This is a genomic window from Marinilabiliales bacterium, from assembly GCA_007695015.1.
Classification (GTDB): Bacteria; Bacteroidota; Bacteroidia; order Bacteroidales; family PUMT01; genus PXAP01.
In genome coordinates, this window is sequence record REEN01000063.1 from 144,941 (window position 1) to 158,646 (window position 13,706).

Here is a 13,706-nt window from a genome sequence, read left to right on the forward strand (position 1 = left end):
GGGGACTGCCTGCCTGACGGTGTGTAACCGGACTTAGCCTCTTCTGTACAATGTTGGTGACTGCCGTTTTTCTTTACTGTAGAATATCCCGATAAAGACTGTGAATACCAGCACACTTGCAAGGGCATATATCCAGTCGCCCTCGCCGGCTCCTATGGTCTCTATCTCTTCACTCAGCTGGTTTTTGTAAATGAAGTAATAGACGAATACTGCCGCCGCGTTGTTAACGAAGTGAGCCAGTACTGGCACCCACATTGTCCCGCTCCACACCAGCAGGTAGCCGAACAACGCCCCCAGGACGGTGCGCGGCAGGAAGCCGTAAAACTGAAGGTGCATGGCGCTGAAGATTATGGCGGCGATCCATATTCCCAGGTGGTGGCTCCTGGTCCATTCCGAAAACAGACGCTGAATGACACCCCTGAACAGCAGCTCCTCACCAACGGCAGGGATTACAGCTATCATCACGAGGTTCACGAACAGGCCGGTTACCGTGTCAACCCTCAGGAAACTCTTTATCAGGTTTTCAGCAGTCTCTTCGGTAGTTTTCATCCACTCTTCGAGCCCTGACAGCGCTTCCGGCAGGGAAAGCTGGGCGTTGAACCAGGCAAGCAGGTTGATCAGGGGTATGGCCGAGAGCATCACCAGGACTGTAAGAATTGCAGCCCTGCGGCTTATTCCCCTGTCCATGTTGAGGTAACCCAGGATACTGCCTCCGAAGAACCATGCCAGTATGAACGGGGGTATAACGAAAAGTCCGATTGACTGCACTACCTGGAAGTACCTGAGCAGGTCAAGGTACCTGGGATGCGCTATATTGGAAAGACTCTCAAACAGCTCGATAAAACCCAGTCCGAACAAAGGTATTGCCAGCAGGAGTCCACCAAGCAGGGTTGCCAGAAAAACAGAGATGACAATAAATGCCGAAAAGACCAGCTTGACGAATGGTCCTGTATTTTGAAGAGGTCCGTTGCGCATACCGGCAAAAATATGAAATTATGGCCAATCGTTCACACAGAACAAAAAAACCTCTTAATTTTGCTGGTCAAAAAATTCAGCATCCCGGTGAAGATCGATAACATAGAGCTCAGAGAGAGGCCCCTGTTCCTCGCGCCGATGGAAGACATTACCGATCCGTCTTTCAGGTTTATGTGCAAGAAATTCGGGGCAGATATGATGTACACTGAATTCATATCGAGCGACGGACTTATACGGGATGGCAGGAAGAGCCTGAGGAAACTTGACATATTCGATTATGAGAGGCCCATGGGCATCCAGCTTTACGGCCACATAACAGACTCCATGGTTGCCGGCGCACGTTTGGCTGAAAAGTCCGCTCCCGATCTTCTGGACATAAATTTCGGATGCCCGGTAAGGAAGATATCCAACAGGGGCGCCGGCTCGGGAATGTTTCGCAATATCCCCCTTATGATCAGCATGACCGGCGAGATTGTCAGATGCACCACCCTTCCCGTGACCGTCAAGACCCGGCTCGGGTGGGATGAGAACAGCAAGCCCATAGTCGAGGTTGCCGAGCGTTTGCAGGACCAGGGGATAAAGGCCATCACCATACATGGCCGCACGCGGTCGCAGATGTACAGGGGGGTGGCGGACTGGACCCTGATCGGGGCGGTCAGGAACAATTCGAGAATGAAGATCCCGGTGATAGGGAACGGCGACATCGATTCTCCTGAAAAAGCCGCAGAGATGTTCGACAGGTACGGGGTTGACGGCATCATGATAGGAAGAGCCACTGTGGGCCGGCCCTGGATATTCAGGGAGATAAGGCACTACCTGGATACGGGTGAGCTGTTGCCGCCGCCAACCCTGCAGGAGAAGTCCAATATCGCACGCGAGCATTTCCTCAAATCGCTCGAATGGAAAGGGGAGAAGGTGGGAATACTGCAGATGAGAAGGCATTTTGTGGCGTACTTCAAAAGCCTGGCACACTTCAGGGATACCAGGCTGAAGCTCCTGACATCGCTCGACCCGGAGGAGATCCTCTCCATCATTGATAGAATACCCGGGCAGTTCAGGGAAATAAAGCAATAGAAGCCACAGGCCTGCCCGGGCGCTCCCCGGGAAACAGCTTCATTGTAAGGCCCGCCAGCCGGGGTTGCCGGGTTCACACACGCCGCCGGCACACCCCCATGCTGCCCATCGCCCCCGGCACACTACCGTGCTGCCCATCGCCGCCGTGATGCCAATTTTCCCCGGCCTTTCTGTGAACATTTTTTTGTATTTTGCGCGCTGTTAACAAACCAACTGCATTTACGACATGACAAAAAGAGCTCTTTCCATCCTGATGGCAATATGCCTTTCACTCCTGCCGGGATCACTGTGGGCGCAATCCTCCACGCTCTCACTGGAAGATATAATGAAAGGTGAGGAGTTCACCGGGCACCAGCCCTCATCCATAAGCTGGTGTGACGACAGCAGGCTTGTTTATTTCTGGTGGAACCCCGAAAACAACCCCTCCGATTCGCTGTATATATATGATACGGGAACGGGCCAGGTGAACAGGGCCACACCGGCTCAAAGGAGGCAGCTTGCTCCCCGGCAGGCTGTTTATAATGAGGAGCGGACAAAAAAAGTATATACCAGGAACGGCGACCTTTTCATAACCGACCTCAATTCCTCACAAACCAGGCAGCTGACCGAAACACTGCAGCCGGCCTCCTCACCTGCTTTTACCGGCAACGAAAAGGGGATAACCTATATATCAGGCAATAACCTTTTTCTGTACGACCTGGAAAAAGGCACAATCCGCCAACTGACCGATTTTCGCCGGGGCCGGGAACCCTCTGATTCCCCGGAAAGTGAACAGGACCGGTGGCTGGAGAGTCAGCAGACCGGACTTTTCGAGGTCCTTCGTGAGAGAAAGGAACTTGAGGAGTTACGCAGGGAGCAGCGAGAGAGGGAGCAGCCCGACAGGCCGCTTGCAATATATACCGGAAATGCTGCCGTAAGGGATATCCGCTTATGTCCACGCGGCCGGTTCATAACTTATATGTATTCCGTAAGCGCCGATGCGCGGCAGACCATGATGCCCGACTACGTTACCATGTCGGGCTATACCGAAGAGACGATGGTAAGGCCAAAGGTGGGCGCCCCACAGATGCCAGTCTCCATGGGTATTTACGACACGGAAAAAGGGGAAAAATATGATGTAGGCACCGGTAACATACCCGGGCTGAGAGATGTGCCAGCCTATATGAGGGAATACGGTTTTGAGGATGAGGAGCTGAAAGCCGACAGGGAGGTCTCCATTACGGCCCTTTTATGGTCGCCCGATGGCAGCCGTGCCGTTGTCAATATCAGGGCAAGGGACAACAAGGACCGCTGGATCATGCTTCTCGATCCGGAAACGGGAACACTGAGTCCGCTCGACAGGCAGAGGGACGAGGCATGGATAGCCGGGCCCGGCATCAATGTGTGGGGCCGGTCGGGCATGGGCTGGCTGCCCGACAACAAAACGATATGGTTCCAGAGCGAGGATTCGGGCTATTCGCATCTCTACACCCTTGATGTCACTACAGGCAGGAAAAGGGCCCTGACCTCCGGCAGGTTTGAGGTGTACAACCCGCAGTTATCGAAAGATAAGGATTACTGGTACTTCACCTCCAATGAGGTTCATCCCGGTGAGCGTCATTTTTACAGGATGCCTTTCGGCGGAGGTCGCCGCACACAGATCACTACGACAGAGGGGAGGCACGATGTGACCCTCTCTCCCGATGAGAAGACGCTTGCAATACGTTATTCCTACTACAACAAACCCTGGGAACTTTATATAATGGATAACCGGCCTGATGCTGCGATGGAGCAGGTTACCGAATCCCTAACCCCGGAGTTCATGGCATACGACTGGAGGGTGCCTGAGCTTATAACCTTTACGGCGGAAGACGGCGAAGAGGTATGGGCCAGGCTGTACAGGCCCGAAAACCCTGAGCCGGGCGGACCGGCGGTAATCTTCGTGCACGGGGCAGGATACCTTCAGAATGCGCACAAGTGGTGGAGCAGCTACCACAGGGAGTATATGTTCCACAATCTGCTCGTTGACCTGGGGTTCACGGTGCTTGACACCGATTTCAGGGCCAGCGCAGGTTATGGCAGGGACTGGCGCACTGGTATTTACAGGCACATGGGAGGCAAGGACCTGTCAGACAATGTTGACGGAGCCCGTTTCCTGGTCGAGGAGTACGGCATCGATCCCGGCAGGATCGGTATTTACGGTGGATCTTACGGAGGGTTCATAACCCTCATGGCGATGTTCAACCACCCCGATGTTTTCGCGGCCGGTGCGGCGCTGCGGTCGGTAACCGACTGGGCGCATTACAGCCACGGGTACACCTCCAACATACTGAACACCCCGGTGTGCGACAGCCTGGCCTATGTTCGCAGCTCGCCCATATACTTCGCAGAGGGACTCGAAGGGGCGCTGCTGATGTGCCACGGGATGGTTGACGATAACGTGCACTTCCAGGACATTGTAAGGCTCACACAGCGACTTATCGAGCTGGGCAAGGAGAACTGGGAACTGGCGGTTTACCCCGTAGAGCGGCATGCCTTTACTGAAACCAGCAGCTGGGTTGACGAGTACAGGAGAATTCTCAGGTTGTTCAAAGAGCTGTAAAATATGAAAGGGACAGAGATATGAAAATACTGATGGTGCTGGACCACGAGTTTCCGCCTGATGTAAGGGTGGAGAATGAGGCTCTTGCACTTGTCAACGCCGGCCACGAGGTGCACCTGGCTTGTTATACCAGAAAGGACCGGCCGCAAAGGGATAATTTCAGGGGTATCATCATTCAACGGATCCCGCTGTCAACCCTGCTGTACAAGGCAAGTGTTGCCGCGCTGACCTTCCCGTTCTACTTCAGCTTCTGGGAGCGGTTCCTCGATAAGATAATCAGCGATAATGGTATAGAGGCCCTGCACATACATGACCTGCCACTTGCAAAGGTGGGGAAGATACTGAAATACCGGTATGGCCTGAAGCTGGTGGTTGACCTTCATGAAAACTGGCCGGCCCTGCTGAAGGTGTCGGCCCATACCAGGACAGTTGCCGGACGGCTGCTTTCACCGGTCTTCCTTTGGGAGCGGTATGAAAGGAGCATCTTGCGCCATGCAGATGCAATTATCGTAGTAGTGGAGGAAGCCAGGGATAGGCTGGCCGCTGAAGGGCAAGACAGGGAAGGTATTGCGGTTGTAAGCAATACCCTGAACAGGGACAGCTTTCAGCTGCCCGACAAGGGTCCCGACCCTGATCATTATACATTGTATTATGCAGGGGGCATTACTTATCACAGGGGGCTGCACACGGTAATAGAGGCGCTTTCGCTTGTCGGCGACAGGATCCCCGGTATCCGCCTCCGGATAGCAGGATCGGGAAAATACCTGGAGCCACTGAAGGATCTTGCAGGCAAAAAAAACCTTGGCACCCGTGTTGAGTTTACCGGGCAACTTACCCTTGAAGAGGTAGCCGGCTACCTGGCAGAGGCAGATGCCGCACTGATCCCGCACCTTAAAACCGGTCACACAGACAGTACGATCCCGCATAAACTTTTTCAGTACATGTATGCCAACAAACCGGTTATTGCAAGTGACTGCCTCCCTTTGGAAAGGATCATAACAGAAACACAGTCGGGTATAATCTTCAGGTCGGGTTCGGCCACAGACCTGGCAGACAAACTGGTGGCGCTCTACGAAAAGAGGGTAACAGTTCTTCCCGCCAGAAAGTGGGTTGAGCAGAAGTATAACTGGGAGGCCGATGCCGGCGTCCTCGTTTCGCTGTACGAAAAATAACCAGGCCCGTCACCGGCAGGACCTGTGCGCAGCAATGCATGCAGATATAAGGGGTTTCACCGGCAAGCCCTGTCCGCCAACCTCTACCGGCAGTTATCAGGCCCTTCCCCGGCGGTGAGGGTCAGCCCCTCTTCGGCCGCAGTATAGAAACTATATCCTCCCGGTAAACCCTTGTCATGCCCGCCGCCACATAAATGACCAGTAGCGATGAGGTAACAAAAGGCTCCAGGGAAAAAGCAACTTTCAGGATCTCAAGAGCTATAGCGAGCACCACAACAGACAGGGGGAACGAAAAGACTTTGGTATTGTCGTACGCCGACGGGGCATGCCTTCGCTGCAATATCTGCAAGGCAATGATCTGAATGATGTAGGCTGTCAAAAAAGCAATGATGGCGCCGTAATAGCCGATCTTTGGTGTAATCAGCCAGTTGATGCCCAGGTTGATCGCCAGCACGGAGCTGTTGAGGTAGAAGAAAATGGCGGACTTCTTTTTGAAGAGCAGCGGCCAGGCGAACACCTGGTATTGCGCCCTCAGGATGAACCTCACGAACACCACGGTTACCAGTCCCGCCGACATGGTCAGCCCTGTTTCATAGAATACTGAGATGAAGACCATGACAGGGATTATGCTTACGGCAATGATACCGGTGGCTTCAGCCATGAATATGCCGGTGAGGGATCTTATCTCCTCTTTTCGTTTGTCTGCCCCCTCCTTGAGGTACCTGAAAATCTCAGGCTGGACGGCGCTTGAGAGCCCCTGGATTATCATCTGGAGGCCAATTGCAAACTTCATCGCATTATCGTAGATGCCCAGTGATTCAGGATCCTTTAGCAGAAAGAACCTGTCGGCGAAAAGAAGTCCCCAAAAAATCAGTTCGGTCATGAAGAGGGGGCCTGTAAAGCGACGCAGTTCGCCCATAAGAGACCTGTTATAACGAAGTCCGCATCTGCTATAGGTATAGACTACCAGGATCAGGGCAATTACCGACCCTCCTGCCGCCGTCCCATGCACGTAACCAATGAATGAAAGTTCAAGCAGGAAGACCCCGGCCAGCTGGAAGCCCGACCTGAAGATGCCAGAAAAGAAGCTGACTGCAGCAAAGGCCTGAACCTTCTTTTCATTCCTGTAGAGGGCGAGAAGGGTTGTTATTATTGACCTGTTGAGGCCCGAGATAACCAGTGCGGGCCCGTACCTGCCGAAATCCTGCAGCGCCTCCTGCGGGAAAAGCTGACCGATATGCGGAGCCAGCACCAGCACCACTCCCAGTAGAAGCAGTCCCCTCCCCAGTATGCCGGTGAGTATGCCCGACACCAGGTTCTTGTACCCGGCGGGGTCATCCTTGTGATCGTAATAGAACCTGGTTATCCCGCTGCCCATTCCGAAGGTGCAGACTATAAATACAATGGTTATGATAGCCTCTGTAATGGCAAGGTATCCGAAGTCGACCGGACCGAGCCGGGCCTCGCCCTCGATCACCGGGTAAACCACAAGCTGCAGCAGGGCGGGGAAAGCGGCAAAAAATGTATATATGGCCGAAAGCTTGAAATGTTCTCTCAGGTTTATCATCCTGCCGGAGTCGATATATGGTTTAAGCAAAAGTAACAAAAAAAAGCACCTGCAGCAGCCGTACCCTTCCCCGAAAGGGATATCACTTCAAAAAAACCATGGCCGGGCCTTATAACTAAACATTTTCCCTTATTTTTGTCGGATTGTTCAAACTGCCGGGCAACCTGCAGCACACCCGCCCGGCGGCGGAAGCTTTACAGAAACATCTGATTATGAAACAGGAAGACCTCTTTAAGAAACTCACGGCCCATTGCAAGGAGTACGGCTACATTTTCCAGTCGTCGGAGATCTATGACGGCCTCAGCGCGGTATACGACTACGGGCAGTACGGTGCAGAACTCAAGAATAACATCAGGAAATACTGGTGGGACGCGATGGTGCTGCTCAATGACGAGATAGTCGGCATCGATTCGGCTATTTTCATGCACCCCGAAGTATGGAAAGCTTCGGGTCACGTCGATGCTTTCAACGACCCGCTGATCGACAACAAGGATTCCAAGAAGCGCTACAGGGCCGACGTGCTTATCGAAGAGCACATCGAGAAGCTCGAAGAGAAGATCGGCAAGGAGGTAAACAAGGCGGCCAAACGTTTCGGCGATAGTTTTGACGAAAGGATGTTCCGCCAGACCAACCAGCGGGTACTTGACACGGCAGGGAAGATAGCCTCCATAAAAAAACGTTATGTCGATGCATCAGAGCGGGACGACCTGGCAGAGATAAGGCAGATCATCATCGACTGCGAGATAGCCGATCCCGTTTCGGGGTCGCGCAACTGGACCGACGTAAGGCAGTTCAACCTGATGTTCGACACGAAGCTGGGCTCGGTAAGCGAAGACGCCAGCAAGATTTACCTGCGCCCCGAGACAGCACAGGGTATCTTTGTCAACTTCATGAACGTGCAGAAGTCCGGCCGCATGAAGCTCCCCTTCGGCATTGCCCAGGTAGGGAAGGCCTTCAGGAACGAGATCGTTGCAAGGCAGTTCATCTTCCGCATGCGCGAGTTCGAGCAGATGGAGATGCAGTATTTTATCCGCCCCGGCGATGAGCAGGAGTGGTACGAGCACTGGAAGGAGAAGCGGATGAGGTGGCACAAGGCGCTGGGCTTCGACCCCGGCAAGCTGCGTTTTCACGACCACGACAAGCTGGCCCACTATGCCAAGGCTGCCACCGATATAGAATTTGAATTCCCGTTCGGGTTCAAGGAGGTTGAGGGGATACATTCGCGCACCGACTATGACCTGTCGCAGCACCAGAAGTTCTGCGGCCGCAAGCTGCAGTATTTCGACAACGAGCTGAACAAGAGCTACGTGCCATACGTGGTTGAAACCTCGATCGGGCTTGACAGGATGTTCCTGACGGTTATTGCCGCCGCCTGGGCAGAGGAGAAGATCAAAAAGGAGAACGGCACAGAAGACGAGCGCGTGGTACTGAGGCTTCCGCCCGCCCTGGCGCCGGTCAAGCTGGCAATATTCCCGCTGGTAAAGAAGGACGGACTTGCTGAAATATCGGCCGCGATACGCGATGAACTAAGGTTCGATTTCGCCTGCCAGTACGAGGAGAAAGATTCGATTGGCCGCCGTTACAGGAGGCAGGATGCCATCGGCACACCCTTCTGCATCACCGTCGACCACCAGACGAAGGAGGACGAGACCGTAACCATAAGGCACCGCGACACGATGGAGCAGGAGAGGGTGCCGGTAAAGGCGCTGCGCGAGATAATAGGAGAGAAGGTAAACATGAAGAAGCTGCTCAGGGCGATTTGACCGGGCCCTGGTTTTGCGTTAACCGGCACACTGTTATTAAGGTTTCCCGGGCAGCAGCAAAGGATCATGACCGTTTCCCTTACGGGGAAGAAAACGTTGCAGTAAGTACAGCAGATGGCTGCCGTTGTTAAACCATTATCCGCCTCCGGCAACAGAGCATTATGAAAAAGGTCCTGATAATAACCTATTACTGGCCTCCCAGCGGCGGAGCAGGAGTTCAGCGCTGGCTCAAGTTCTCCAGGTACCTGCCTCAGTACGGCATAGAACCCTTCGTAATTACCGTCGATAAGGATTATGCCTCCTACCCCCAGCCTGACCCCAGCCTCGAAAAGGATGTTCCCGGGCAACTGAAGGTTTTTAAGACAAGGTCATTCGAAGTGTTGCGTGTCGTGGCCCGCCTTTTCGGAAAAGATAAGATGCCTTACGGCGGATTCGCAAATATTGACGATGCCGGCAGTCCCCTGCAGACCATCCTGCGGTTCATACGCGGCAACTTCTTCATTCCTGACGCCCGCAAAGGCTGGAACCGGTATGCCCTGAAAAAGTCCGCCGAACTGATCTCCCTGCATGGTATAGAGACCGTCATCACCACCGGCCCGCCCCACTCCACCCACCTGGTGGGCAGGAAGCTGAAACAGAAGACGGGAGTACGGTGGATAGCCGACTTCAGGGATCCGTGGACCGACATATATTATTATAAGAGGCTTCTGCATACACCACTGGCAAACAGTATTGACCGCCGGCTCGAGAGGAAGGTGCTGGAAGAGGCCGACAGGGTGATAGCCGTGAACAGCTCGACGGCGCGGCTGCTGGGCAGCAAGACAGGGCGCCTGGATGCAGGCAGTATAGAGGTCATCACCAACGGGTACGATGAGGAGGACTTCAAGGAGCCGGCTGCACCTGCCACCTCGGTTACCCGGCCCGATCCGGTTGCCTCTGGCACCACTGGCTCCGCGGTTGCTCCGGGTACCCGGCCCGATCCGGACACCAAGGCCGTTTCGCCCGATCCGGACACCCCGGCTGGTTCTCCCGCCCCGCCCGCAGATTTTACCATAACCTATTCGGGGACCATCTCCGGGCAGTACCGCCCGAAGGTTTTCTTCAGGGCCTTTTCGAAGCTTATCGGGCAGCATCCCGGCATCAGGTTCAGGCTGCAGATCGCAGGAAGTGTTGCCGCCGGCACAGAAAAGGAGATAAAGGAGAGCGGGCTTGCCGGTAATTACGAGTACCTGGGGTATCTCAGCCACGAAGAGCTCGTCTCTCTCCTCAAAAGCAGTACAGCCCTGCTCTACATGTTTCCCGACATCCAGTCTTACAGCGGCTCATCGGGCAAGCTGTTCGAGTACCTGGCAGCAGGCAGGCCTGTTATTGCTGTCGATTCGGCCGGCAGCGATGCCGCGGCGATCATCGCCGAATGCGATGCCGGCAAAAGCTTCACCAGGGAAGATGAGGAGGGGCTTTACAGCTATATGAACGAACTGGTTGAAAGATTTAAAAAAGAGGGCAGCCTGACAGCCGGCAACGGCAGGCAGGTTGAATACACCAGGAAAAACCTCACCGGCCGGCTTGCCCGGCTTATCACATCCACTTCCTGACTGTTCACGTTATCCTGTGCTATTTCCTATTTTCCGGCAGTTGACCAGATTGACAGCATACCCTTTGAATCAGACCATATATATATGGCCACCCTTAATAAGACGGATGATGGTGTGTATGTATCTCATTTACCTGATAATTGTAACGTGTCCCTGGATAGGAGGCTTACCTATGTCCCTGTATATAATGTAGAAGTAGGAATCCATCGGCAGTATCTGCCCGTTGTTGCTTGTGCCATCCCAGGGATCGGGATAACCCACCCGGGAGCGGTACACCAGTTCACCCATCCGGTTGTAAACCTCCACTACAGCATTGGGATATAGCTCTCCAAGTCTTCCGGCCACCGTTGAACCGATTACCCAGTAATCGTTAAATCCGTCATCATTTGGAGTGAACGCATTGGGTATCCTGATGCAAAGTTCGTGGGCCACATCCACCAGTATTGTATCCAGGAGGATGCAGTTGTTGAAGTCTTCTATGGTAACATAATAGACACCCTCTCCTATATTATATATATTCTCGGTAGTATGTCCGCTTGACCATGAATAGATGTAGGGGAATGTACCTCCGCTAACATTAAGCTCGATAGAGCCGTCTTCAATTTCATCGCAGAATGGCAGGTTCACCTCGGGATCGGTTATGAGCCTCTCAGGTTGATATACCCTGATAGTGGTATCAAGAATACAATTATTGACGTCAGTTATCCTGAGGAAGTGAGACCCGGCAGGAAGTCCGGTTGCCACAGGAGATGCCTGTCCGTCCTCCCAGTTAAAGTATAGTTCACCGGTTCCGCCCCTAACATCCAGTGAGATAAGTCCATCACTGAACCCGTAACAGCTTACATCATCCACATAAGCGCTTAGCACTATCTCCTCCGGTTCGGTAACGACCACGGTTGCTTCTGACGGGCAGCCAACATCATCGAGAACATGCACATAGTATTCACCTGCCGGCACATCTACAAGGTTCTGTTCTGTAGATCCGTTTGACCACTGGAAGTTGAACGGCGGATATTCACCGATAATTTCAAGTTCAACCGTGGCATCTGATGATCCGTAACAGGAGACGCCATAACCATGATAGTTTGTCCTGACAAAAGCAGTTACCTCAAAGGGCGGCAGCGCACCGACCTCAATCGTTATACTTTCAACACAATCCTTAGCATCAGTGACCCACAGTGTATATGTTCCTCCTCTCATATGAGAGATATCGGCTGCTGTATTGTCCGGCAGTTCATATCCTTCAGGAGCCTCCCAGTAGTAGGTATATGGAGCCGTTCCCCCGGTAACTGTTGTTATTGCACTACCATCATCGTTAATGTCGCAGGTGGCATCGGTAACATCGACTTCAATTGATATCGGATCCGGTTCGCCGACCAGCAGAGTGTTCAGTGGGTCATAACCGTCGAGCGAATTGTATTCACAACCCTTTCCGTCGGTTATTGTCACACTGTACTGTCCTGCTATCAGGTTGCTCTGGTTCTGAGTTGTGTTATCTTCGAAAACAAAACCTTCCGGTCCCACCCATTCGAATGAGTATGGAGGCCCGCCACCCTCGCGTACAGTTGTTATCCTTAATCGCCCGTCAGATCCTCCATAGCATGAAACATTGTCACGGGCAAAGTTCACTGCAATAGGATCGGGGTTGGAAAGTCTTAATGACCCCTCAGCCACACAGTTATTCGCATCTGTTACGGTCACGTCATAGCGGCCGAAAGCAATATGTCCTATTACCTCCTGGTCGGATGTAAATCCGTCGGGCCCCGTCCATCTTATCTCAAATGGCCCCGAACCTGTCGCGGGCACAACAGTAAGCTCGCCAGTAAACGATCCGAAACATTCAACATCCTGGCTGATAAAGAGAGTGTCAATAGGTATCGGGTTCACCCTGATAACCACATCGGTCGGAATCCCTGGTGCACATCCGGTTGAAAGAGCCACGGGAGTTACCGTATATGTTACATACTGGGTCCTTTTTGTATGGTTCTCCAGGTTCTGAAGAATATTTGCTCCCTGTGCAAGGTTGTTCCCTGACGGGGTAAACCCGGTAACATCACCCGGATCTCCTGTTGCCGTGGTTACATAGTTGAATGTGATCACACCGTCAGTAACCGTGGTCGGAGAGGTAAGGAAAAAGTCTGCGAACGAGCCTGTACATATTGTATCCCTGTCGTTCAGGAGCGACGACGTAACTATTGGCGTGGGATTGAGATAAATGGTAAAGTTAAACTCACCGCCCTCGCTGCAGTAACCGCTGCCCGGTCCGCGATAATCCCTTATCCTGGCCTTGAAATTGTAATGAATTACCTGCACCTCGTTGGTCAGGTTCTGCAGGTCGTGAACAAGGTCAACCCTGTCGTAGTCGCCGTCAGCAGGCACACCCGCCACCATGCCTGTTTGGTATGTTGTTGTAAGCGTGTAAATCTTATCGCCAATAACCGCCCCGTTGAGGTCTTCGATCTCAAACACGATCTCACTCAGGTCACAATACACGGTCTCTTCGAGCGTGACGGAGATCAAAGGTGTCGGGTTGACATAAACGTATATTGTGGTATCCCCGCCCTGGTCACAATACCCGAAATTGTTTCCGGTCCGGTCGTCCCTTATCATTGCCTTGAAGTGATAGGTAACAACCTGTACTTCGCTGGTATGGTTAACCAGGAAGTCGGAGAAGTCCGTTCCCGCCTCATACTCGCCTGTTGCGCGGACCCCTTCCACTGTTCCCGTGAATGATGTGGTAAGCTGGTAAACCTTTTCTCCTTCCACATCGCCCAACAGGTCGGTTACATCGATAGAGACTGTTGATGAATCGCACACGATTGTGTCGGCAATGAATACCTCGAGCCTTGGCGTCGGATTGACAGATACCGTAATGGAGGTATCTCCTCCGGTATCGCAATACCCGAAGTTGTTTCCGCTGCGGTCGTCTCTTATGAGTGCCTTGAAGTGGTATGTTACAGTCTGGACCTCGTTAGTATG

General features: G+C 53.1%; 8 protein-coding genes. 5 read left to right on the plus strand and 3 right to left on the minus strand.

Annotation, left to right across the window (positions count from 1 at the left end; all coding sequences use genetic code 11):
• Positions 1-33: 33 nt before the first annotated feature.
• Positions 34-975, minus strand: a complete 942-nt coding sequence (locus EA408_08750) for a CPBP family intramembrane metalloprotease (GenBank protein ID TVR71719.1) — start codon at positions 973-975, stop codon at positions 34-36.
• Positions 976-1,062: 87 nt separating this feature from the next.
• Between EA408_08750 and dusB the strand changes: the two genes are divergently transcribed.
• From dusB to EA408_08765, 3 genes are all read left to right on the plus strand, one after another.
• The gene (dusB, locus tag EA408_08755) at positions 1,063-2,049 is read left to right on the plus strand and encodes a tRNA dihydrouridine synthase DusB (GenBank protein TVR71732.1); all 987 of its coding nucleotides are present in this window, start codon (positions 1,063-1,065) and stop codon (positions 2,047-2,049) included.
• Between the two features lie 226 nt (positions 2,050-2,275).
• Entirely contained in the window at positions 2,276-4,630 is a 2,355-nt protein-coding gene (locus tag EA408_08760) for a S9 family peptidase (GenBank protein TVR71720.1), read from the plus strand.
• A gap of 20 nt (positions 4,631-4,650) precedes the next feature.
• Positions 4,651-5,802 carry a glycosyltransferase WbuB gene (locus EA408_08765; protein TVR71721.1) on the plus strand — a complete coding sequence of 384 codons (1,152 nt, stop codon included), beginning with the start codon at positions 4,651-4,653 and terminating at the stop codon, positions 5,800-5,802.
• A 121-nt stretch (positions 5,803-5,923) separates the two neighbouring features.
• On the opposite strand, the gene EA408_08770 is transcribed toward EA408_08765, so the two are convergent.
• Positions 5,924-7,369, minus strand: coding sequence for a lipopolysaccharide biosynthesis protein (locus EA408_08770; GenBank protein ID TVR71722.1), 1,446 nt, complete (start codon positions 7,367-7,369; stop codon positions 5,924-5,926).
• A 212-nt stretch (positions 7,370-7,581) separates the two neighbouring features.
• Between EA408_08770 and EA408_08775 the strand changes: the two genes are divergently transcribed.
• Positions 7,582-9,132, plus strand: coding sequence for a glycine--tRNA ligase (locus tag EA408_08775; protein TVR71733.1), 1,551 nt, complete (start codon positions 7,582-7,584; stop codon positions 9,130-9,132).
• Positions 9,133-9,293: 161 nt separating this feature from the next.
• Complete coding sequence (locus EA408_08780) at positions 9,294-10,727, plus strand: glycosyltransferase (protein TVR71723.1); 1,434 nt, start codon at positions 9,294-9,296, stop codon at positions 10,725-10,727.
• Between the two features lie 129 nt (positions 10,728-10,856).
• On the opposite strand, the gene EA408_08785 is transcribed toward EA408_08780, so the two are convergent.
• A partial coding sequence (locus tag EA408_08785) for a hypothetical protein (GenBank protein TVR71724.1) occupies positions 10,857-13,706 on the minus strand: 2,850 nt, incomplete at its 5' end.

Coding starts and splice junctions, on each gene's coding strand:
- EA408_08760 (TVR71720.1), top strand. CDS start 2,276: ATGACAAAAAGAGCTCTTTCCATCCTGATGGCAATATGCCTTTCACTC.
- EA408_08780 (TVR71723.1), top strand. CDS start 9,294: ATGAAAAAGGTCCTGATAATAACCTATTACTGGCCTCCCAGCGGCGGA.
- EA408_08750 (TVR71719.1), bottom strand. CDS start 975: ATGCGCAACGGACCTCTTCAAAATACAGGACCATTCGTCAAGCTGGTC.
- EA408_08765 (TVR71721.1), top strand. CDS start 4,651: ATGAAAATACTGATGGTGCTGGACCACGAGTTTCCGCCTGATGTAAGG.
- EA408_08775 (TVR71733.1), top strand. CDS start 7,582: ATGAAACAGGAAGACCTCTTTAAGAAACTCACGGCCCATTGCAAGGAG.
- EA408_08770 (TVR71722.1), bottom strand. CDS start 7,369: ATGATAAACCTGAGAGAACATTTCAAGCTTTCGGCCATATATACATTT.